The 22,177-nt window shown below is 53.0% G+C and carries 17 protein-coding genes; 10 read left to right on the top strand and 7 right to left on the bottom strand.

Going from position 1 to position 22,177, the window contains the following annotated elements; all coding sequences use genetic code 11:
* Positions 1-92: 92 nt before the first annotated feature.
* From IX84_RS22510 to IX84_RS22495, 4 genes are read right to left on the bottom strand one after another with little or no spacing between them, the layout of a single operon-like run.
* Positions 93-1,763: a glycoside hydrolase family 26 protein gene (locus IX84_RS22510; RefSeq protein WP_044226182.1), complete on the bottom strand. Its 1,671-nt coding sequence runs from the start codon at positions 1,761-1,763 to the stop codon at positions 93-95.
* A gap of 12 nt (positions 1,764-1,775) precedes the next feature.
* Positions 1,776-5,159, bottom strand: a complete 3,384-nt coding sequence (locus tag IX84_RS22505; protein WP_044226180.1) for a DEAD/DEAH box helicase — start codon at positions 5,157-5,159, stop codon at positions 1,776-1,778.
* Between the two features lie 42 nt (positions 5,160-5,201).
* Entirely contained in the window at positions 5,202-6,587 is a 1,386-nt protein-coding gene (locus IX84_RS22500) for a caspase family protein (protein WP_081968892.1), read from the bottom strand.
* Positions 6,588-6,632: 45 nt separating this feature from the next.
* Complete coding sequence (locus IX84_RS22495; RefSeq protein ID WP_044226175.1) at positions 6,633-7,664, bottom strand: alpha/beta hydrolase; 1,032 nt, start codon at positions 7,662-7,664, stop codon at positions 6,633-6,635.
* A gap of 114 nt (positions 7,665-7,778) precedes the next feature.
* Between IX84_RS22495 and IX84_RS22490 the strand changes: the two genes are divergently transcribed.
* From IX84_RS22490 to IX84_RS22465, 6 genes are read left to right on the top strand one after another with little or no spacing between them, the layout of a single operon-like run.
* Positions 7,779-8,831: an NAD(P)H-dependent glycerol-3-phosphate dehydrogenase gene (locus tag IX84_RS22490; RefSeq protein ID WP_044226341.1), complete on the top strand. Its 1,053-nt coding sequence runs from the start codon at positions 7,779-7,781 to the stop codon at positions 8,829-8,831.
* A gap of 17 nt (positions 8,832-8,848) precedes the next feature.
* Positions 8,849-11,344 (top strand): YfhO family protein, encoded by a 2,496-nt coding sequence (locus IX84_RS22485; RefSeq protein ID WP_052516311.1) that lies wholly within the window; start codon positions 8,849-8,851, stop codon positions 11,342-11,344.
* Positions 11,344-12,447: a glycosyltransferase family 4 protein gene (locus IX84_RS22480; RefSeq protein WP_044226173.1), complete on the top strand. Its 1,104-nt coding sequence runs from the start codon at positions 11,344-11,346 to the stop codon at positions 12,445-12,447. Before IX84_RS22485 ends, IX84_RS22480 begins: the two co-directional genes overlap by 1 nt.
* Positions 12,448-12,489: 42 nt before the next feature.
* Entirely contained in the window at positions 12,490-12,930 is a 441-nt protein-coding gene (locus IX84_RS22475) for a peptidylprolyl isomerase (protein WP_072013678.1), read from the top strand.
* Between the two features lie 31 nt (positions 12,931-12,961).
* On the top strand, positions 12,962-13,732 hold the full coding sequence (locus IX84_RS22470) for an FkbM family methyltransferase (RefSeq protein ID WP_044226171.1): 771 nt from the start codon (positions 12,962-12,964) through the stop codon (positions 13,730-13,732).
* A gap of 5 nt (positions 13,733-13,737) precedes the next feature.
* A complete protein-coding gene (locus IX84_RS22465; protein ID WP_044226169.1) occupies positions 13,738-14,601 on the top strand; it encodes a glycosyltransferase family 2 protein in 864 nt (287 codons plus the stop codon).
* Here the strand turns inward: IX84_RS22465 and IX84_RS31385 are convergent, their stop codons facing one another.
* Positions 14,602-15,414: a class I SAM-dependent methyltransferase gene (locus IX84_RS31385; RefSeq protein ID WP_052516310.1), complete on the bottom strand. Its 813-nt coding sequence runs from the start codon at positions 15,412-15,414 to the stop codon at positions 14,602-14,604.
* Positions 15,415-15,426: 12 nt separating this feature from the next.
* Positions 15,427-16,005: a hypothetical protein gene (locus tag IX84_RS22455; RefSeq protein ID WP_044226167.1), complete on the bottom strand. Its 579-nt coding sequence runs from the start codon at positions 16,003-16,005 to the stop codon at positions 15,427-15,429.
* Positions 16,006-16,028: 23 nt separating this feature from the next.
* Between IX84_RS22455 and IX84_RS22450 the strand changes: the two genes are divergently transcribed.
* Positions 16,029-17,525 (top strand): oligosaccharide flippase family protein, encoded by a 1,497-nt coding sequence (locus tag IX84_RS22450; protein ID WP_044226165.1) that lies wholly within the window; start codon positions 16,029-16,031, stop codon positions 17,523-17,525.
* Here the strand turns inward: IX84_RS22450 and IX84_RS22445 are convergent.
* A complete protein-coding gene (locus IX84_RS22445; RefSeq protein ID WP_044226163.1) occupies positions 17,511-18,257 on the bottom strand; it encodes an SGNH/GDSL hydrolase family protein in 747 nt (248 codons plus the stop codon). The two genes, IX84_RS22450 and IX84_RS22445, sit on opposite strands and share 15 nt — an antisense overlap.
* Positions 18,258-18,569: 312 nt before the next feature.
* Between IX84_RS22445 and lon the strand changes: the two genes are divergently transcribed.
* The 3 genes from lon to IX84_RS22430 are packed head-to-tail and all read left to right on the top strand — an operon-like array spanning position 18,570 to position 22,176.
* Positions 18,570-21,005 carry an endopeptidase La gene (gene lon / locus IX84_RS22440; RefSeq protein WP_044226161.1) on the top strand — a complete coding sequence of 812 codons (2,436 nt, stop codon included), beginning with the start codon at positions 18,570-18,572 and terminating at the stop codon, positions 21,003-21,005.
* Positions 21,006-21,019: 14 nt separating this feature from the next.
* On the top strand, positions 21,020-21,766 hold the full coding sequence (gene pgeF / locus IX84_RS22435) for a peptidoglycan editing factor PgeF (protein WP_044226159.1): 747 nt from the start codon (positions 21,020-21,022) through the stop codon (positions 21,764-21,766).
* The gene (locus IX84_RS22430) at positions 21,763-22,176 is read left to right on the top strand and encodes an EVE domain-containing protein (protein ID WP_044226157.1); all 414 of its coding nucleotides are present in this window, start codon (positions 21,763-21,765) and stop codon (positions 22,174-22,176) included. The genes pgeF and IX84_RS22430 overlap by 4 nt, the downstream gene beginning before the upstream one ends.
* Position 22,177: the final 1 nt, after the last annotated feature.

Here is a 22,177-nt window from a genome sequence, read left to right as displayed (position 1 = left end):
AAGGTAGTCCGCCGGGTGTTAACACACAGGACGCCCGGCGCACTGCCTTCGCCGGGCGTCCTTATTTAAAATTAGCTCAGAGCGATGTCCATCTACTCCCTCAGCGTTGCTATGAAAGTCTCAAAGGTCTCCGCCTCCACACTCCAGTCCGGCGCGGGGATGCCTTCCCCCCATACATCCGGATTATCATAGAGGTTGAAGTAGCAGGCACCGTAGATCTTATGCTTCTGTGGCCGTAGCACCTCTGCCGCTTCCTGTAGCCAGAAAGCCTGAAAATCTTCCGGCCCTTTCACCCCAAATTCAGTGATAAACAGGGGATTTCCGGATAGTGCCACCCGGTGCCGTTTACGCTCAAAAATCCGCTCGAAGCTTTCCTGTTGCTTATGGTCTGTAATGTTCTTGTCCGGTAGCCCGTAGATGGCAATACTGACGTAGTCCACCACATCGTCCCCAGGATAAAACTCCATACTGCCCCGGTCGCCCGCCGGTCCCCAAACCCGTTTGATATTTGCCGGAAAGGTATCCGGAAAATTCATAAAGTAACGGTAGGCCATAATGTATTCCAGAGGGTCCTGACTTTGCCAGGGGTAGCGCTCAATCGGAATTTCCATTTCATGAGCGAAGCGCAGGTAAATGGTCTGATCTGCCTGCGCCAGGATTTCGTAAAGGTCCCGGATGTAGGTGTCATACTGCCCATTCTGCATTTTGGACAGTACCTGACGGTCGTGATTGGCTTCTGCATCTTTAAAGGGCTCGGCGGTGACGATCACTTCGTGCCCACGGTCCAAAGCATCCTGTAAATCTTTTTTAAAAGGTCCCTTTTCCAGGTCTGCCCAGTTGACGAACAAATGCTCTACAGTCACACCCGGCAGTCCGGTCAGCCGGTCTTTTGGGTCATAAACGCCTACCCGAAAACTGCTTTCATCCGCCTGACTGCTGCCTGCTGTCCCGAGAGGAATATCCGCAATCGGCTCTTGGGCCTGCACAGCCTCCTTAAGCCCTTCCTGAACCACTTCCACCGGCACATCCTCAAAAGCAAAGACCGCAATAGGCTTATCAAAAAAACGCAGGCGATGGACTTTCCGGTACAATTCCTCACTCACTGAATGATAAGACGGATAGGGCTTGGGCTGTACTTCTGACTCATGGGCAATATCCAGGCTGATAACATCTACCACATCAGCACCGGGCCAGTATTCTTCAACGCCCGGATAGCCGGCCGGTCCCCAGATGAACTTTAGGTCCGGATTGATGGCCTGGGCGGCCATTGCAAAATGCCGGTAGGCATCAGTGTAAAGCTTGTGGTACTTTAGTTGCCAGGGATAGTCTTGCGCATCCACTTCCATGGCCTCTCCCCAACGCAGGTAAACCGGTGCGCGGTGGGCTTTCAGGCGTTCTGCCAGCTGCTTAATCCGTTGGTCATAATCCCCTCTGATGGTTGCATTCAGGTTGGCGCCATAGCTGTCGCTAAATCCGGGTTCCGCTAATGCATGAATGGTTAGAACCAGTGGCTCCGATTTATCAATCAGATTATAAAAATCATCCCTTTCCGCTTGGTCCGGGGAGGTTTTCCACCATTGGAGCAGGTAGCTCTGTGCACCTATCAGAGCGGAATGATCAGCAGAATCGGAAACCGCCATGACTTCCCGGAACAAAGGCCTTGGCCCGGCACCTGCAGACCGGTCAAAAAACATTCGGTAAAGGAAGAAAGCGAATAGTACGGCCGCAATTAACAGGAAGAGGGCTTTTAGATTTCTGTGCATACTTGACGAAATTTATGGCTCTATCGTCTGCTCCTCACAGTACCGGATCAGCGCCCGGTAGATGTCGCTGCGGTTAAGCAGATCAGGATTGCCGATAATGACAATATGGTTGCGCGCCCGGGTCAGAGCAACGTTGAGTTTGCGGTCTACTCCTTCTTCAGACAGCGAAGTGAGCATTGCCAGCTGATTGAGGGAATTAGTGCAAAGCGAAATGATGATCACATCCCGCGCCCCGCCCTGATAGCGCTCTACGGTATCAATTGTCAATTGGTCCAGGGGTGCGCCCTGCTCCTCCAGTACCGACTTGATTTGAGCAATTTGCGCCCGGTAAGGCGTTATCACGCCAATGCTCCCTTCGTGCAAGCGCCATCCCTGCTGCCGGAATAGCTGTTGGTAGGCCCGTATGACCTCCCCCACTTTTTCGGCTTCATAAGCATTTGTTTTTTGAGTGGCGCTGCGGTCATCGGCCGGTGTGGGCAGAAAAATGACCCGCCGGGAGGCAAGCTGTTGCAGGAGCTCATCCGCTTCTTCTTCCAGAGCGACCGATAATAACCGTTTTTGTTTTTGGGCGACGGGTACAGAATCCGGCAAAATCTTCAGGCTGTTTTCATAAAAAAACTGGTTCGGGAAGCGCATAATGTCCTGATGCATACGCCCCTGATGGCTCAGCTGCGCATAGGCCCAGTCCCACCCATTCTCCCGGCACCGCTTGAAGAGGCGCTCAAAGAGGGAATTGCGCAAATTGTACAGCCCAAGGTTATGCAGCAAGGGGTCTTCAATTTGCGACACCAGCGGGTCCTGCACGACCACTGCGGGCAACTGCTTATGGTCACCGATGAGTATAAATCGCTCAAACTTCGGCAGTAAGCCCACCAGCATAGGCTCCAGTATCTGCGAGGCCTCGTCGATAATCACCCGGTTGAAATGCTTGAGCAGCAATAGTTCCTGTTTGCCCGCTACCGAGGAAACCGTGCCCACTACAATCCGGTGCTTATCAATAATGGCTTTAAGGGCCTCCCGGTCTTCCACCCCTTTGATTTTTTCTTGCAGGAGCTGCCCCTGATACTCGTTTGAAGTGCCATAGCGGGAGCCTATACGCAGATAATGCTGCCGGATGTCCGGGCGGAGCCGTTCAATCGAGGCACAAATCTCATCCACTGCGCGGTTGGTGTAAGCCAGCAGCAGTAAGGTTTCTTCCGTTTGTTCAAACAGATACCCCACCAGGTGCTTGAGCATCATGCTCGTCTTGCCGGTACCGGGCGGGCCCCACAGCAAAAAGTAATCTTCGGCAGCCAGCGCTTTTCGGAAGATATCCTGCTGCTCGGGGGTAAGCTCTGCGCTCACGGGTATGTCTTCTGGTATCCCCTCCCGGGGCGGGTCCTGTGTGAGCAGCAGGCGCTGCCGTTCCTTTGGGCTGTTGGCAAAAGTATACAGCCCCCGGTACATGGTGTTGAAACTGCTGTCCAGCAAGTCGTGCTCCAGGTTCCACAACGGCTGTTCCTCAAAAATCCGGGTATTGAACTGCCGGCTGCGCAGGCGGACCACCACCTGCTCGTTATTGATATGTATGATAGAGCATTTGAAAATCTGATTGGATAGCACCGCCTGCCCCTCCTGATGGGGGTAAAGGACTGCAATATCACCTGTACGGAAATTGGCCAGAGGGTTGGTGTCCTCCGATTTCTGAAAAGTAATGGTGGGCTCCTCTTCCTGAGCATTCAGTTCCTGAATGGTCAGGTGGCTGATGATATCGAAGCCAGCCTGTTTTTCCTCAAAGCTGTTCAGCCAGAGCGAAGCCAACCCATTGACTTGCTCCATGCCCTGCGCTCCTGCTTTAGCGAGCTGATGCTCCCGGGCAATCAGGCCCGAAAAGGCAATAAAATATCGTTTGGCGACAGCCCCCATGCCCTGATACACTTTTTCAAAGACCTCCATATCCCGCCGGGTAAACCCCTTGAGGTTGCTCTGCTTACGGGGGCTGAGTTTTCCAAATAACCGGTTGCCCTGCTCAAGCAAATCGCCGGCAGCGGGGTCGCCGAGTTTGGACAACAGCCGCTCTATAGCTACGAGTTGGTTACGGACTTGCAAGGCTTCGTACTGCTGTGCCTGAATACGGGGCGCATAGCGCAGTTGGCGGTCGTCCTGCCCGGAGTAAAGAATATAATTGGCGGGGTCCACAGATTTCCCGAAGGCCGAGCGCACCATCAGGTCATAAAGCAAAGTCTGGGTGTAGTGGTTCGCACTAAGCCCGTAGGTATTGGGCATGAAAGGTTTGCCACTTTTCAGCTCTACGATACTTGCCCGGTCAGCTCCGAGGTGCAGCAAATCAAGGCGCCCCTGCAATCCGTAGGTTTCGGCGTAAAAGCTGGGCTCCAGATAGCAGTCTTCAGGTGTAATCCCCTGCTCCCGAAAACCTTCCTTTACCATTTGCTTCAGGTTGAGAAAGTGCTTTTGAGATTGCTGCATGATTTCCCGGACTTCCCGGTTTTCGAAGAGGCAGTACTGCAGGGGGTTATTCACGAAGGTTTGCCGGAAGACTTCCCGGAAAGGCAGCTCGGAATCGCTCATCAACTCATCAAGGAAGAAGTTGGCGATGTTTCCGATCATGAGGTATTTGTTCGGCTCCTTGGGCAGATATTTCTTAAGCAGGTAGGGCCAGGGGTTGGTGCCGTCTGGCTGGAAACATTCCGCTACAGCGGTCACATCCATGAGATAGTCCGGCTCCACCACAAAGGCGCGGGGATGGTAAAAGCCCTGATCGTCCACCTCCACATCAAGCAGGTTCAGCACCAATGGGAAGCCAAAAACGGAGCGGATCGCTTCGATAGTTGGCATGAAATTATCGTTGCGGTCGGCATCATTGTACTGTACCCGGACAACGGTATCGGCCTGGGCTTCATCCCGAACCAGCAACTGCTCAGCAGCCTCATCGTCTTCAAGTGCCACCACTCTTGCCTGCGGGATAAACTTTTCGACTTTGTGAGCTTTCATACCCGAAGGCCAGGCTGGCGGATAGTCGCCTCGAAGGTGTTCCGGCAAAGGAGTGTCCAGCAGTGCCTCAATCATATCGAGCAATACCTTAAGCCCAAGCGCGCGGATGTTGTCATCAACCGTATCGGGTTGGCGCATGGCTTTCAGGGCGCGTTTCCGAAATTGATGGAGGTAAAATTGCAGGCGCTTGTCCACCTCATCGCGGTGGCACACATAAGCCATTCGGGCAAAAAGCGTGGAAAACTGTATACGCTCGGCTTTGGTGCACTCTACAAAAAGCAGGGTGAGCAAACGGTAGCAAGCCGCCACCTGATCACCGGGCGGCATCTTATTGTTGCGGACTACCTTATTTACTTCCTGGTAAAAGAGCTCCGCTAGCGCTGGTTTGTTGAGCTGATCGGACATAGCAGCAATATACGGCCAAATCCGGGAAGTTTGCAAACGCAATTACCCCTGCAGCTTACTTCGGACTTCCTCCAGCTGATGCTGCGTTTCCTTGATCTGTTCCTCAAGGTTGAATTTCATGGATGGATCGAAGGCTTTGATTAGGGCCTCATTAAAGGAGTTGAGTTTGCGCTGCAGAAGCGTTGCCTGATTCTCCAGCCCCTGCCGCTCAAGGTCGCTCAGGGTGTTGGTGGTTTGCCCGCTGGTATTGGAATGGGCAGGCTGTTCCTCCTGCACTTCGCCCAGGATCAGGTCTTCTTCCTCCAGGCTGTCCACCAGATCGATCATCGCATACTGAATCTGATTAAAGGTCAGTTGAGCAGATTCGCTACGAATGGTGCCCTGATTTTGTTCCCGTTTGGTACGGTTATACCGGGCCTGCTGCATGATGATGTCGGTCTCCCGGTAAGAATCATCGGAAATCAGGTCATTGAGCGTATCGAACACCCGCTCAAATTCTCCGGCAGCGAGGAAGCCTTTGAGCTGTTTTTTCAATCCCCTGAGCGTGGTGGGTTTCGCTTTTTTCGGAGTCGTATGGCCCGGCGAACCGCCACGGGGAGCTTCGTTGCCGCCACGGGTTGGCACAGGCTCAGCCGATGCCGCGCTGCGCTTCTCCTGCACAGGCGCATAAGCAAAGTCCTTCAGGCGGAACATAAACTCGCCGCCCATGTCGCCCACATCGTACAAAGCTGCGCCACGTGGCAGCTGATCCTTTACATTTTGCCCTACTGCATCAAGCACCATATTGCAAAACATCGATACCCGCAGGCGTTGATCCTGATTGTTTTTCAGGACCGCCAGGACCGCTTGCGCAAAAGGGCTGTGCTGCCCGGGCCGGCCGTCAGAAACCGGCTCGTTGCGGCCCGCTGTAAGCAACCACCGGGAAGGCATGCTTTCCAACCGGTCGATGTAGCTGGTGTCCCGCTTTTGGGTGAAAATACTGCCCGAGTAGCAGGAATCCGTAATAATAAAGGTGTGTTTGCTTTTGATTGCCCGGATCAGGCGCGTGATCAGGTCAAATGAAATATAGGAGCCAATATGGTTTTTGCGGGCATCATAAGGTATCCAATAGCCCACATCCAAAGCCTTGTCATACTCCCCGTGCCCGGCAAAGTACATCAGGAAGTTATCGTCCTCCCCTACCACATCCACCAGGCCCCGAAGGTGCTGAGTGATGTTGGAGTGAGTTGCCGCCTCATCGAAATGACAGTGGGTGAGGCCAGCATCAAACTGATATTTCTCCTCCAGCACCACCTTGATTTTTTCAGCATCCATGCGGGCGTTGTACAGCTTAGGCATATCCGTATACTGATCGATGCCCACGATGTAGAGGTAGTTCTTGCCCTTTGGCTGATAAGTACCCAAGTCCATTCCTCCGAAGTTTGACATAGTGCTACAGGCTTAGTTCGGCGGCTAATATAGGTTTTTTACAGATTAGTCCGTGTATTGTGCCACCGTATCTTCCGGCACCCATACTTCCAAAGGCTGTACGGGATGGCCGTCGCTCCACTGCCCCATGAAAGCCGCCTTAGGCCCACAGCCTTTTGCCAGTTCGCAGTGCTCCCCGCGCAGCTCGCAAGCCATCATGGCATCGAGCATTTTCCAGTAGGCATAGTAATCGGCAGCATTTTCCTGTGCGACCCGGCGGGCGCGCTTAAGGGAAAGATTCTCAACACCTCCGTCGAACTCAGGGTCCATAGCATAGCATTCATTATGCCCGGCTGTAAGTTCCGGAGTGCCGTGGGTATCCGGGAACTGCCGCATCAGAAAACGGTAAGGCGTTTGGGTTGCCGTTTGATAAACCGTACGGCCAAGTTCTTCCCCGACTACATAGTCATTGACACTCACGATGATCCCCAACCGGGTTTGAGGCGAAATGCCCTCATAAGATTCCAGCAGCCCTCCGTTTAAGGGGCCGGTACCGGGGGCACACAGTAACACGCCTTTGGGGTGCGGAAGGCCCAGTTCAGCGTAGCGGGCAGCAATATGAGCAGAAATCGCGCCACCGTAACTATGCCCCGCGATGAAAAAAGCATTGGTATCCGGGCGCACCCGGCCTGCTTCTTCAGACAGCAGCTTCAATGCCGATCGAATACCTTTTGCAGCATTTGGCACGAAGTGCTTTGAGCCGGGAAATAACAGATTTTTTTGATATCGTGGATAAATGACAATATTGCCCTGCCGGACGATGTGCCGGATCCATGCCCCGTAAATCATAGGATTGATTGCCCCATAACCATGATGAAACACCACTACCGGGGCGTTTTCCGGTATAGGCGCGGCGGGCTCGAACAACCAAAAACCATCAGAACGGCGGGCATGGTCAGAAAAGGTTACCTCAGCGTGTAAGTAGTTTTGTCCTCTGGGGCCATCTGCCGGTTGAACAGGTGCGGCAGGTTTTCCGGTATCGTGCGAATAAACCAAACTGCCGATCAGCAACAAAGTAGGAATCCATCCATTTATCATATGCAACAAAACGGGATTTTACCGGGAATGTTTTAATCTGTCGACCAACTCGGGCAAGCTTCCGATAAGCTTTGAAAAAAAGTGTACATTTACGCCAAATCAGAGCAGCGCTTCATGCCATCAATCGCAGTAGAACAACCTGTAGGAATTATTGGAGCAGGCAGCTTTGGCACCGCAATTGCCAATCTCCTGGCGTATAATGTGGACGTGCTGCTGTACAGCCGGCAGGCACCGCTTGTGCAGCAAATTAATGAAACGCACCGACATCTTGACGTAGACTTGTCACCAAGGGTGCGCGCCACTAATGACCTGCAGGAGCTGGCCCAGTCCTGCACCCTGCTCTTTCCGGTCGTCCCCTCCAACAGCTTCCGTAAAATGATGCACAGCCTGGGGCCTCATCTGCGCCCTTATCATATCCTGATCCATGGCACCAAAGGATTTGATGCTCCTGAGCAGCTTTTTCAGGACACTGATGATGGTAAGCCTGTATCGCGCAGCGATGTAAGCACCATGAGTGAAGTGATCTTGCAGGAAAGTGTGGTCCGGCGGGTAGGCTGTCTGTCGGGGCCCAACCTCGCCAGCGAAATCATGGAAGGCCAGCCAACAGCAACCGTGATTGGCAGTGCCTACGACGAAGTGATCAGCATAGGCAAGCAGGTGCTTAGCAGCGAGCATTTTCATGTGTTTGGCACCTACGATCTGCTTGGTGCTGAACTGGCGGGTGCTTTGAAGAATATCATAGCTATTGGCTCCGGGGTGCTGAAAGGCAAAGGGCTGGGCAAAAATATCCAGGCTATGCTCATCACCAGAGGCCTCACCGAAATGGTGTACTTTGGCAACGCTATGGGTAGCCAAAGCAGTGCCTTTTTTGGCACGGCTGGCATAGGCGATCTGGTGGCTACGGCTACAAGTAAAGACAGCCGGAATTTCACCTTCGGCTACCGCCTCGGGCAGGGCGAGGCCATCGAAGACATAGAGGCGACCATGCCGGAACTCGCAGAAGGCGTACGCACCCTTCAAATCGCCCGAAAACTGGCCCGGCATTATAAGCTCAGGGTGCCCATCACCGATATGCTTTACAAAATTGTATTCGAAAACTTTGACATAGACCGCGCGATCCACTTCCTGATTACGTATCCTTATGATGTGGACGTAGACTTCATCTGACCAGAACAACAACCATTATGTTACAGAAAGCCATTCCTCACCTTATTGCCTTGGGCATTTTCTTCGCCCTTTGTGCCGCATTCTTTTTTCCGCAGCTGGAAGGTAAAATGCCGCAGCAGGGTGATATCATTCAGTACCGGGGCATGTCGCAGGAAGTCCGGGAATACAAGGAACAAACCGGTGAGACCTCCCTGTGGACCAACGCCATGTTCGGAGGCATGCCCACCTATCAGATCAATACCGTGAGCGAAGGCAATTCCCTGAAAGTCCTCGACAACATAGGAACCCTGGGCATGAAGCCGCCGATTGGCCGGTTCTTTCTGGCTATGGCCGGCTTTTACCTGCTCATGGTTGTATTGGGCGCTAACCCCTGGCTGGCGGTGATCGGTGCCATTGCCTTTGGCCTGACCACCAACAACCTCATCCTCTTCGAGGCGGGCCACGAGACCAAGGTCAAGTCTATTTCTTACCTCCCCATCGTGACGGTGGGGCTGCTCATGGCTTTCCGAAAACGCTACCTGCTGGGAGGCATTCTGTTTGCTACAGGGCTGGGCCTGAACATCATGGCTAACCACGTGCAGATGACGTATTACTTCGCCCTTACCCTGCTCATTTTCGGTGTGGCGGAGCTGGTCTACAATATCAGGCGCAACCGCATGCCTCATTTTGCAAAAGCAGCAGGTGTCCTGATTGCGGGCGGACTCCTTGCACTTGGAGCTGCGGCTTCCAACTTGTGGATTACCTACGAATACTCCAAGGATACCATGCGCGGGGAGCCGATTCTGGAAACAACCGGTGACGCTTCTTCCAGCAGTGAAACAGAAGGCCTGGCCTGGGACTATGCCATGCAGTGGAGCAACGGGGCCATTGATTTATTTGCCTCCTACATCCCGGGAGTAGCCGGTGGTGGATCACAGGAAGCCATTGGGGATGATTCTGCAATCGCCCAGGATTTGAGACGCAAAGGCGCGCGCCTGCCTGCCAATTTTAAGGCGCCGCTCTACTGGGGTGACCTGCCCTTCACGAGTGGCCCGATTTACTTTGGCAGTATTGTGTTTTTCCTCTTCCTTATGGGGCTCTTCCTGGTCAAAGGCCCGGTGAAATGGTGGATTGGCCTGGGTACCCTCCTGACGATGCTGTTGTCGATGGGTAATAACCTGGAGGGCTTCAACCGGTTGTTTTTCGATTACTTCCCCCTGTACAACAAGTTCAGAACGCCTAACTCCATTTTGAGTGTCACGGCATTTTTGGTGCCTGTACTGGGCTTCCTGACGCTGCACAAGATCATCAACCAAAAGGTAACCAAAGAGGATGCCATGCGCAGCCTCAAGATCGGCGGAGGGATAGCCGCAGCCATTGCCCTGTTCTTTGCCTTGCTTGGCCCTTCTTTTTTCGATTTCAACAGCGCGGGGGATGCCCGGCTGGAGCAAAGTGGATTTGACCTAGGTGCTGTCCGTGCAGACCGGCAGTCGCTGATGCAGGGGGATGCTTTCCGCACCCTTATCCTGGTATTGCTCAGTGGTGGATTGCTTTGGGCTTATTTGCAGGAAAAAGTGAAGCTCAATATCCTGCTGCTTGGGCTCGGTGTACTCATCACTTTCGACCATTGGACGGTGGGCCGGCGCTATGTAGATGAAGACCTATTCGTAACCGAGCGGCAATACTTTGCCGGCCTTGCACCCCGCCCCGTGGATGAGCAAATCCTGCAGGATACCGACCCGCACTACCGGGTTTACGATGCCTCGATCAACACATTCAACAGTTCCAAGGCTTCTTACTACCACAAAACCATTGGTGGCTACCATGCTGCAAAGCTGCAAAGAGCACAGGACCTGATAGACCGTCACCTCAGTCAGGGCAACCAGAAAGTGCTGGATATGCTGAATACCAAATACTTTATCATTGGCCAGCCCGGGCAGGAACAAGTGCAGCAAAATCCGAACGCCCTGGGTAATGCCTGGCTGATCAGCAATTTCCAAACGGTAAATTCTGCCAATGCCGAGATTGATGCGCTCACTGATTTTGACCCCGCAACTACGGCAGTCGTGCACCAGGATTTCCAGGAATATATTGCCGGGCTGTCGCCATCCGGTGCAGGACAGATCAAGCTAACCAGCTATGCGCCTAACAAACTAACTTATGAAGCGACCGTACAAGGCGATCAGTTTGCTGTCTTCTCTGAAGTCTGGTACGGCCCCGACAAAGGCTGGCAGGCGTACATTGACGGGCAGCCGGTAGAGCACATCCGGGTGAACTACATCCTGAGAGGGCTTAAAATCCCCGCCGGGCAGCATGAAATCACCTTTGAATTTTCACCCGCTTCCTTTGACCGGGGCGTTATGGTTTCCCGTATTTTCAGCAGCCTGATCCTTTTGGGGCTCATTGGTTATGTGGGGTACTCCGGCTATCAGTTCTATCAGAATCCACCAGCCAACCCTGCGCCACAGCAGCCAGGTACAAAACAGACAAAACCAACAGCCACCAGTACCCAACGCAAAAAGAAGAAAAAATAATGCCGAAGGATAGCCACGTCGCGGTGGTCGTCCCTTACCGCTTTGTGCCGCCCCATAACGGCGGGCACAAAGCGGCATTCGGGCTGTGCCGGTTCCTGGCGGAGCGTACCCGGCTCACTGCCATTTCAACACCTGATAATACCGATGATGCCGCGCCATTCCAACTGAAAGGCTTGCTAAGCAGTGGTGTCGCCCGCTATGTGCTACCGGGAGGCGCCATGCGTATTAGCCGGTATTTTAAAGAAAATGGTGTGGGCCACTGCATCGCCTTTCAGCCTTTCATTGCCTTGTTGCTATACTGGCCGTGCAATAGGCAGGAGGTTAAACTTTCCATCTACATTCAAAATTTGGAGTACCAGCGGTTCCGGAGCATGGGCAAGGCGTGGTGGCCGTTGGTCTTTGCTGTGGAATGGCTCGCTTTCCGCCTGGCGCATCACCTTTATTTCATTTCTCCGGATGAAGTTGGGCCAGGGCAGCAGGCCTTTGGGCTTTTGCCCGAAAAGTGCAGTGTCTTGCCCTACGGCACGCCTCATCCCTGCCAACCGGAGCGGCAACGGGCCCGGGCAAGTATCCGGCAAAAGCACGGCTACGGTGAGGAGGAATGCCTCATTATTTTTTTCGGGCCACAGACTTATCAGCCTAATTTAGAAGCTGTGGTGCGCATCATTGAGCATATTGAGCCGGCCTTTCGGCAAATGGCAGATTTTCCTTACCGCTTCCTGATCTGTGGAGGCGGGCTGCCAGCGCAGTACGACAAATTAAGGGCTTACCAAAATGTCGAATACCTGGGCTATGTGGAGGATATCGAAGCCTACGTTCAGGCAGCTGACCTGATGGTGAACCCGGTCAATTCCGGTGGTGGAGTGAAGACTAAACTGGTGGAAGCGATTGCGTTGGGCACTACCGTAGTTTCCAGCTACACCGGCGCGCTTGGTGTACGCCCGCAAGCCTGCGGGCCCAAGCTCAGGCGGGTAGCCGATGAAGACTACCCGGCATTTGCGGAAACGCTGCTGCAATGCTTTCGCGAAGGACGGGTCCCCACTCCAACAACATTTTACGAAACCTATTACTGGGGGAATATTGTGCAGTCTGTTAGCGGTTAATTTGAAAAGCCTTACCTTTGCCAGCCATCAAAAACAATTACCGTGACCAAAGCAGAAATCAAGACCGAAAAGGGCACCATGAAAGTCGAATTCTACGACGAGGATGCCCCGAATACCGTTGCTAACTTTGTGAAGCTATCCAAGGACGGCTACTACGATGGCCTGACTTTCCACCGCGTCATCCCCAACTTCGTCGTTCAGGGCGGATGCCCGAATGGCGATGGCCGTGGCGGCCCCGGTTATACCATCGATTGTGAGCTTGATGGCGGCAATCAGTACCACGACCGTGGCGTACTGTCTATGGCGCACGCCGGACGGAACACCGGAGGTTCTCAGTTCTTCATTTGCCACAGCCGCGACAACACCGCTCACCTGGACGGCAATCACACCTGCTTCGGCAAAGTGGTGGAAGGCCTGGATGTGATCGACGATATTCGTCAGGGCGATAAGATTGAGGCCATAGTCATCCACGAGGAGGCTTAATCATTCCATATTACAGCGCAAAACCATACCAATGAATCTGCTCCAGCAAATTTTGCAGTCCAAGGCCCTGGAACGCACCAAGCGCTTCGTGGGTAAACAATCGGGGCTCTACCTCAAGCTCAAGCGTTTCACCCCTTCCGCCAGCGAAGAGATGCGGACCGCTATGCTTTGCAAGCACATGGGCATCACCCACGTGGTGGATATCGGTGCGAACACCGGGCAATTTGCGGAGTCGCTTTACGATTTTGGGTTTTCGGGCAAGGTCGTCTCCTTCGAGCCGGTAGCCGCCGCCCGGGAAGAGCTGGAAAAACGCTCTGCCCCCTACCCCAACTGGACGGTTGCGGAGCGCTGTGCTATCGGAGCTGAGGACGGCACCATCACCATGAATGTCTCGGATGATACCGTCTTCAGCTCGGCTTTGCCGATCAAGGATTCCTACGTTTCCCACAATCAGAAGTCGAGGATTGTCCGGCAGGAAGAAGTTCCGGTGTTTCAAATCGATACCATCCTCCCGAGATATATCAAAGACCTGGACCACGCCAGCATCCTCTTCAAGATTGATACACAGGGCTTTGAAAAGCAAGTACTGGACGGCGGGACGGAGACGCTGGCCAGGGCAAAAGGGTTGAAAATTGAAATTCCACTCTACGCGATCTACGATAATACCGAGTTCCAGTTTTATGACATCATGAATCTCGCGCGGCACCATGGATTCCAACCCTACAGTTTCCACATAGAAGGCGTAGACCTCACCACGGGCCGGGTGAATACGATTGATGGATTGTTCTTCCGGGAAGACTAAGCAGTATGAAGTATGTCATCGTCATGCCGGCCTACAACGAGGAGGGCTTCATTGGGCGCGCCATTGAGTCCATTGCAGCGCAGACGCTGATCCCACAGCGCCTGGTCATCATCAATGATGGCTCTACAGACCATACCCGCGAAATCGTGGAGGGCTATCAGCAAACCTACCCCTGGATTCAGCTGGTCAATAACGATAAAAAAGAACAGCGGGCGGCGGGCTCTAAAGTCGTACGTGCTTTCTACCTTGGCTATCAGCAAATTCAGGATCACTATGACTTCCTGGTCAAGCTGGACGCCGACCTTACCCTGCCCACCCACTATTTCGAGCGCATGGCTTCCCTGTTTCAGGCTGACCCTAAACTGGGCATCGCCGGCGGCACCATTGCCATAGAAGAAAATGGAGAATGGGTGTACGAGAATTTTTCGGATGTTGATCATGTCAAAGGCGCCTTCAAGTCCTACCGGCGGGCGTGCTTTGAGCAAATTGGCGGGCTGCGGGCCTCTATCGGCTGGGACACCGCTGATGAACTACTGGCCCGTTTCCACGGCTGGGGCATTCAGGTCGACCCGGAGCTACAAGTCAGGCACTACCGGGTACTGGGGGCGGAGACCGGTTCCGTCAAAATCCGTGTTAAGGTTGGCAATGGCATGTACCGGCTGCGCTACGGATTTTTCATCACTCTTATCAGCGCCATCAAAGCCGGCTATCTGAACAAGCCGTATGGCATTACCGGGCTGGCTGTGCTCTGGGGCTGGCTGCAATCCTTCCTAAAACAGGACGAATTTATCGTGACTGAAGAGGAGGGGCGGTTTATCCGGCAGTTTAGGAAGGACAGGATGCGGGCTAAGCTAAGCGGCCGGCAGTAATTAGCGGTACAAAATCGTTGTGCCTTTTTCTGTATAGAGATACTGCTCTTTAAGGCCGTAAGCTGCTTTCCATTTTTGGATGGTCGCTTGTTCATCCGGCCGGTTGGTATCATCCAAAATAATGACCGCTTTATCGCTGAGCTTTTCCAACAACAACGGCAAGGCCGGGAAACGTGCTTCTTTTTGAATATCTTCCGGCGGTCCATCGATAATTAGCAAATCGATATCCTCAACGTTTGCCAGACCCGAAATATCGTACCATTTCCAGTCGGAGCCATTCAACGAATAGCTCTTGAGCGGAGCAAAAAGGACTTCGCTATTGAGGTTTTCCACTTTTCGGGCAGTCTCTCTGGCGTATTTTTCCAGATGGTCCAGAGCATAATGCCTGGCTTCACTATTCACTGATCTTAGCCATTCTGAAATAACAACGGAAGAGACACCGGAGCCTGCTTCAACGATAACTTTAGGTTGTAACTGAATGCAGTGTTCTACAATGACCTTGAAGAAATCCGGCGACCCCGCAATCACCCTCATAGGAGGAAAAGCCACTTTAGGCTGAAACTGCTGGTAAATCCATTGCATGCTTTCCACCTGATTGGTATCATGCACACGGTCGAGCTGAAGTTTGTAAATCAGCTGAACAATTCGAAAGCCAAGAACAACAAACCCCAGGCTAATCAGTGCAAGCCCTGGCAGAAGAAAGCCAGGATACCCCAGGGATTCCATTAAAAGCAGCGCCAATACGCAGAGCGCACTCAACGCCGCTGCCCCTTTGAAAAAGGAAAAGGTCGTGTAGATTTTTTGCTTATTCATAGGGCGAAGTTATCATATTTGGCGGAGAAAGGAACGCACCCGGTCGACCATACTTGGAGAAACGGATGGATTATTTCGGATATCCCATTCTGCAAGTGCGGCCTCCAGGTCTCCCTCTGCTCCGATAGCATTCCAAAACCTCCGGAACCCTGTTTTGGCCTCTTCCAGGTCAACCTGAATACGGTTGGGCTTATCCCTCAGAAAATAACCCACGTTCTGATGTACTGTGTCTACGTAATCTGCACAAAACTCCAGCCCACGTTCCCTGGGGCGCATGAGTATACCCTCTGTGTAAGCGTCGATAATGCTCCGGGCTCTGCCCCATCTCCGGTTAAAGCTCGCCGCCGTAGCCTCCACATCCCGCTTGAGGTGCACATAAAACGCATCCTTGCCATATTTTTTACCTAACTTGCCGAGCATCCAGCTCAGGCGGTTGTCAGCCTCAATGTGCTGATCCGGGTAGGCCACGCGGGCTTCGCCCAGGAGGGTCGACCGGGTTTCGTGGCCCGCTGTGTAGTTGGTGATGTGCTGGCAGGCTCTGATGAATGTCATAGACCCACTCCTTCCGGTACACAGTATAAAGACGTTCATCTCAGTTACAATAGTTTTGCTGCATGGGAAGCATTAAGCGTCAGGGAATTGGCTCCGGCCTGTTTATGTATATCGGCTTGCTGATTGGTTTTGCCAATAACATCCTCTACCCACGTATGGTGGGCGAGGAGGTGCTGGGCTTTACCAACTGGCTGATGGAACTGGCCATGCTGTTTACACTGCTGGCGAGTTTCGGGAGCAATGCCACGATCATCCGCTTTTTCCCATATTTCAAAAATAAAGACGAGCAGCACAGCGGCTACCTGTCTTTTCTCTTTCTACTCCGCACCCTCGGGTTATTGGTCACCGGGTTAGTGCTTTTTCTTGCCAAAGACTTTCTGCTACAGATTTATACTACCGACGAAGGACAGACTTTTGTAGATGACTACTACAACCTGCTCTTCGTAGCCCTTGCGATGGTAGCGTACCTGGAGTTGCTCGAAAATTACCTGGCTGCTTTGCTGCGGCCAAGAGTGCCGACCTTTTTCCGCGATGTCTTCGCCAGAATACTGGCACTGGGGTTTATACTGGCGTATGGCTTCGGGTATATCAGCTTGTCTGCCTTTATCGTCCTTTATGTTTGCCGGTTTGTAGCAAGTATTGCAGGCATGCTGGGCTTTACCTGGTACATTGGCGAACTGCACCTGCGCAGTGGGTGGCCGGTATTCCGGAAGCCTGTTTTTAAAGAGATCGCTAGTTATAGCTTTTACTCGGTTTTTGCAAGCCTGGGCAGCAAAATCACCACCAAGATCGACATCCTCATGATTCCTGCATTGCTCAATTACGCAGCTGCGGGCATCTACACAGTATATATGTTTTTCGCACAGGTGATCATTATCCCGCATCAGGGGCTGGCTAAGATCGCTTCTCCCCTGCTGGCGGATGCCTGGAAACGGGAGGATTTTGACGAGATTCAGGATTTGTACAGCCGCCTGGCACTCAGCAATCTGGCAGTGGGTATCCTAATTTATGTGGGCATTCTGATCAATCTGGATCACATTGCCACTATACTCGGAGAAGGCTTTGAAACGGGTAAAATGGTGGCTGTCTTTCTGGGGCTGGGCCAACTGGCACACGCAGCGAATGGCTATAACGGATTGTTGCTCAACTATTCCCCGCTTTTCCGGTACGACCTCCTGTTCAAAGGCGCCACCGCTATGCTGACCATCATCACAAACTATCTCTTCATCAACTGGCTGGGCATCACCGGTGCAGCGTTGGCTACCGCCCTGACGATCGTACTGATCAATGTCTTTATTCAGTCTTTCATCTACCGGCATTATCAGATGCACCCTTTCTCCTGGCGGATGCTGGGGCTGGCCGGGGTCGGCATGGCCTGCCTGGGGGTAGACTATCTTATTCCGGTTTGGGAATGGCATTTCCTGGCAGACCTTGTCCTGCGCTCGGGCATTGCCACCCTGCTCTACTGCACAGCGATTATCGGACTAAGGCTCACGCCGGATATTTCGGACTTCTTTTGGGAATACGCCGGCAAAGTACGCGCGCTATTGAAGCGATAATGCTTTTTCCACATCCCGGAACATCAGATTTACCCACCCCGTGTACATTTTGGCGGAAGGGTGCAGCCCGTCCTCTGCCAGCAGGTCTGGGTTTTGCAGCCCTTCACGGGACATCGGAGTGACATTAATAAAGGGTATGCCGTAGAGCTGAGCTTGCTGTTCCAGATAACCATTATACTTGTCAATTTCGGAGGAAATCTGTGCAGGCTCACCAAAGTTCTGCCCAAAGGGCGTATAAGCATAATCAGGTACTGAAACCAGCACTAAACGACTCGTATCGCCGGCCGCTGCCTCGATTGCAAAGTGCAACAAGTCCTCCAGGTCACGTTCAAAAGTCACAAAGGGAAGGCGCTGATACTGATTATTGACGCCTATGAGCAGGGTAATGAGATCATAAGGCCGGTTGAGCGATTGTGCATGCTCTGCCGCATCCAGCAAATCTGATGAGGTCCATCCGCTCTTGGCGATGATGTCCGGGCTCTTGATGAAAACGGAGTCCTGATGCACTGCATTCAGACGGGCCGTAAGCTGTACCGGGAACCGCCCCTGAGGCTCCACCGATGCTCCTATCGTATAACTATCGCCCAAAGCCAGGTAGTACAGGGTGTCGATACCGGATGTATTTTCACCCCCAGAATGTTTCTTTCCGTCAGATGTGATATCGGTATCCGAGCTGCAAGCCCCTAAAAAAAACATCACTGTAATCAGTACTCCAAAATATATTCTCTCCATTGAATTCAATTCTTTTGTCTTTGTGTTGCATCGTGTGCTTTAAGGACACCCCATCCTCTAAATGTACGCATGAGCATTTAGAAGGTTATGTTTTCCAGCTTACATATTACATGTTTTTTGATTCTCCTCACCATCTGTCACCGAAAGTCATGATTAAAGCAGAAGCAACAAGCCACTTTGTCAGTAAGCACCGCGCCTATCTGCCACTTCGTCTGTTGTTACTAAAATGGCACGCCCATTGAGCGCACTTACTATGCCGCCTCCGCCTCAAAAGAAGGCTGCTAAGCATTTGACCTAAACCAATACCACCCAATGAGCAACGATATCATTACAGACGAAGAAATCATAGAAGAGGTACAATCAGAAAGTGCAGACCAGCAACTACAGCGGGTTGAAAATGTGCTTCCGCAAAACCTGACCATCCTGCCGCTTCAGCAGCGCCCCATTTTTCCGGGGCTGGCCATGCCCCTGACTTTCAAGGGTAAAGAAATGGTAGAGGCCATCAAAAAAGCAGTAGAAGAACAAGATGGTTACCTCGGCTTAGTCCTGGCTCAGGAATACAATACTGAGGATTATACCGAATCTGAATTCTACGAACATGGTACCCTCTTCCAGGTCCTCAGAGTCAATGAAGCGGCTCCCGGCGTTGCCCAGATTCTGGGCCGGGGCGTGTCCCGTTTCCACAAAAAGCGGGTGGTGCTCGTGAAGCCCGCTCTGCGTTGGGAGGTGCAATACCACAATGAGCCCGAAGAAAAGCCCGATCAGGACCTCAAAGCTTACATGATGGCGATCAGCGGGGAGATCAAAGCCCTGCTCCAACTCAACCCCCTGTTTCAGGAACAGGTCAACATGGTGGTCTCCCAGCTCAATTACGATGCGCCGGGCCTGACCATGGACGTCATCAGCAACCTCTTGTCTTCCGATGCCGAAGTCCTGCAGGATTTGCTTGAAACCTACGACCTCCACGAGCGCGCTCAAACCCTGCTCAAGCTCATCAAGGAAGAACTGGAAATTGCCAAAATCCAGAAACGCATCAATCAGCAGATTGAGGAAAAGGTCAACAAACAGCAGAAGGAATTCTTCCTGCGCGAGCAACTGAAAGCCATCAAAAAAGAGCTCGGCATGGAGAAGGAGGAAGGCGAATCGGAAATCGAGAAGCTGGAAAAACTTTTTGAAGGCAAGGACCTGCCGGAGGAAGTGCAGAAGACCGTAGACGATGAGCTCAACAAACTCCGGACCCTCAACATTCAGTCTCCGGAATTTAACGTCACCCGGACTTACCTGGAAACCATCGGCAGCCTGCCCTGGGGCATTCATTCCGAAGATAATTCAGATATCAAAGCCGCACGCGCGATACTGAATGACGAGCACTACGGGCTGGAAGAAGTGAAAGACCGCATCCTGGAGTTCCTCAGCACCGTGATCAAACGGGGCGCGGTAAGCGGCTCCATCGTTTGCCTGGTCGGCCCTCCGGGTGTGGGGAAGACCTCTATTGGCAAGTCCGTTGCGCACGCCCTGAACCGGGAATTTTTCCGCTTCTCCGTAGGCGGGATGCGCGATGAGGCGGAAATCAAGGGGCACCGCCGGACCTACATCGGGGCGATGCCGGGCAAGCTCATTCAGGCGCTGAAGCGGGCGGGCACCTCCAATCCGGTTATCATGCTAGATGAGATCGACAAAATTGGCAGCAGCTTCCGGGGCGACCCGGCTTCGGCTCTGCTGGAAGTCCTGGACCCTGAGCAGAACAACAGCTTCATGGACCACTACCTGGACCTGCCTTATGACCTGTCCAACGTCCTCTTCATCACTACTGCCAACCAGCTGGACACCATTCCCGGTCCATTGCTCGACCGTATGGAGGTTATCCGCCTGGCGGGATACATTTCTGATGAGAAGGTGCAAATTGCACGGCGCTATCTGTTGCCCAAGCAACTGAAAGAACATGGCTTCGAACCTGACGAAATCGACATCACAGAAGACGCCCTCCGGGTCATCGTAGAGAAATACGCCCGGGAAGCCGGCGTGCGGAACCTGGAAAAGCAAATCCGAAAGATCATCCGAAAAGCGACTCTGAAACTGGCAGAAGAGGAGACCATCGACTTTACCGTAGATAAGGACGATATCGAGGAATTTCTCGGCAAGCCCATCTTCAAATCAGAGCGGCTTTACAATAAGTCTATTCCAGGTGTAGCGCTCGGGTTGGCCTATACCTCACTGGGCGGTGCCACGCTGTACATCGAAGCCAACGGCATACCGGGGCAAAATGGCAGCTTTAAACAAACTGGTCAGTTAGGGGATGTAATGAAGGAATCCGCTTCGATAGCTCATACCTACGTCCGTTCCCGACTGGCAGCCTTTGAAGCCGAGGATATCAAAAACTACTACGACAAGCATCAGGTGCACCTGCATGTTCCTGCCGGCGCAACGCCGAAGGATGGCCCTTCCGCAGGTATTACCATGGCGCTGTCCCTATTTGCGCTGGCTACCGGCAAAGCGATCCGTGACGATATTGCCATGACGGGCGAACTGACCCTTACCGGAAAAGTACTGCCGATCGGTGGCGTAAAGGAAAAGACCATTGCGGCCCGCCGGGTAGGCATTACCAACCTGATCCTGCCGGAAGACAACCGCCGGGACTTTGAGGAGTTGCAAGACCACATCAAAGCGGGCATCAATGTCCACTACGCCGATTACTTTGATGATGTGCTCGCCGCAGCCTATCCGGATGATGACTTCTGGAAAGTTTAGATTAACTTGGCGGCATGATGCATCAGCCCAAAATCTTTGCGCCTCACCCCGTAGTAGCTGCCGAAAGTCAGCGCAGTGGCGGGGTGAGCCCGGCGCCTTACCACAGCCTCAATCTGGGCATCAATACCGAAGATGCTCCGGAGCACATCGGGCAAAACCGGCAGCGGTTCTTCAGGGCGCTGGGCTGGCCAGATGGTGCATTCTGCTGCAGTTATCAGGTGCACGGCAGGGAGGTTTTGGTGGCAACTGCACCGGGTGCCCATCATGGTTATGACGCCATTGTCACCAAAGAACCAGGTCTGCTTATTGGAGTGACGATTGCGGATTGCACTCCGGTCCTGGTCTTCGATCCTAAACAACAGGCTGTAGCCGCCATTCACGCCGGATGGCAGGGCACAGCCGCGCAGATTGTCACCCATACCCTAAACCGAATGCAGGAGGAGTTTGAAACAAATCCCGCAGACTGCCTGGCCTATATCGGCACCTGCATCACCCAGCCCCACTACGAGGTGGACGAGCGGGTCGCAAGCCGCTTGCCCGAGGCGCACCTGAAGCCCGGTGCTAAGCCCGGCAAATGGATGGCTGACCTCAAGGGCGCCAATCTGACCCAGTTGCTGGGGGCGGGCATTCCCGAAACTCAAATCGAAGTGTCGCCCTTCTGTACCTGGGCGGATAATGATCATTACTTTTCACACCGGCGCAACGAGGGCACTACCGGGCGCATGTTGGCCGTCATTGGTATCCAAAACAAACCGTCATGAATTACTGGCTTGTCAAATCAGAACCGGATGAATATGGCTTCTCTGACCTACAGGCGGAAGGTACGGGGCGCTGGGATGGCGTACGCAATTATGCCGCCCGCAATCACCTGCGTAGCATGAGAGAGGGCGACCTTGTCCTTTTTTACCACAGCCGGAAAGGGCTTGAAGTGGCGGGTATCTGCAAAGTGGTACGCGAGGCCTATCCTGACCCTACAGCTGAAAAAGGCGATTGGAGTGCGGTGGACTTAAGAGCAGTGCGGCCCTTAGTTCAACCTGTTTCCCTAAAAGCCATCAAAGCCAACCCGAAGCTGCAGGAAATGCCACTTGTGCGTATTGGCAGGTTGTCGGTCATGCCGGTGGCGGAGGCGGAGTTTCGCGAGATCTTAAAGATGGGGGAAACTGAAATTTGAA

This window comes from Phaeodactylibacter xiamenensis (genome assembly GCF_000759025.1).
GTDB lineage: Bacteria > Bacteroidota > Bacteroidia > Chitinophagales > Saprospiraceae > Phaeodactylibacter > Phaeodactylibacter xiamenensis.
The sequence above is the reverse complement of the archived record's forward strand: the minus strand, read 5'-3'. Positions and strand labels throughout refer to the sequence as shown.

Bases quoted from the DNA above. Each gene is read 5' to 3' on its own strand.
- IX84_RS22510 (WP_044226182.1), bottom strand. From the start codon at position 1,763: ATGCACAGAAATCTAAAAGCCCTCTTCCTGTTAATTGCGGCCGTACTA.
- IX84_RS22505 (WP_044226180.1), bottom strand. From the start codon at position 5,159: ATGTCCGATCAGCTCAACAAACCAGCGCTAGCGGAGCTCTTTTACCAG.
- IX84_RS22500 (WP_081968892.1), bottom strand. From the start codon at position 6,587: ATGTCAAACTTCGGAGGAATGGACTTGGGTACTTATCAGCCAAAGGGC.
- IX84_RS22495 (WP_044226175.1), bottom strand. From the start codon at position 7,664: ATGATAAATGGATGGATTCCTACTTTGTTGCTGATCGGCAGTTTGGTT.
- IX84_RS22490 (WP_044226341.1), top strand. From the start codon at position 7,779: ATGCCATCAATCGCAGTAGAACAACCTGTAGGAATTATTGGAGCAGGC.
- IX84_RS22485 (WP_052516311.1), top strand. From the start codon at position 8,849: ATGTTACAGAAAGCCATTCCTCACCTTATTGCCTTGGGCATTTTCTTC.
- IX84_RS22480 (WP_044226173.1), top strand. From the start codon at position 11,344: ATGCCGAAGGATAGCCACGTCGCGGTGGTCGTCCCTTACCGCTTTGTG.
- IX84_RS22470 (WP_044226171.1), top strand. From the start codon at position 12,962: ATGAATCTGCTCCAGCAAATTTTGCAGTCCAAGGCCCTGGAACGCACC.
- IX84_RS22465 (WP_044226169.1), top strand. From the start codon at position 13,738: ATGAAGTATGTCATCGTCATGCCGGCCTACAACGAGGAGGGCTTCATT.
- IX84_RS31385 (WP_052516310.1), bottom strand. From the start codon at position 15,414: ATGAATAAGCAAAAAATCTACACGACCTTTTCCTTTTTCAAAGGGGCA.
- IX84_RS22455 (WP_044226167.1), bottom strand. From the start codon at position 16,005: ATGAACGTCTTTATACTGTGTACCGGAAGGAGTGGGTCTATGACATTC.
- IX84_RS22450 (WP_044226165.1), top strand. From the start codon at position 16,029: ATGGGAAGCATTAAGCGTCAGGGAATTGGCTCCGGCCTGTTTATGTAT.
- IX84_RS22445 (WP_044226163.1), bottom strand. From the start codon at position 18,257: ATGGAGAGAATATATTTTGGAGTACTGATTACAGTGATGTTTTTTTTA.
- lon (WP_044226161.1), top strand. From the start codon at position 18,570: ATGAGCAACGATATCATTACAGACGAAGAAATCATAGAAGAGGTACAA.
- pgeF (WP_044226159.1), top strand. From the start codon at position 21,020: ATGATGCATCAGCCCAAAATCTTTGCGCCTCACCCCGTAGTAGCTGCC.
- IX84_RS22430 (WP_044226157.1), top strand. From the start codon at position 21,763: ATGAATTACTGGCTTGTCAAATCAGAACCGGATGAATATGGCTTCTCT.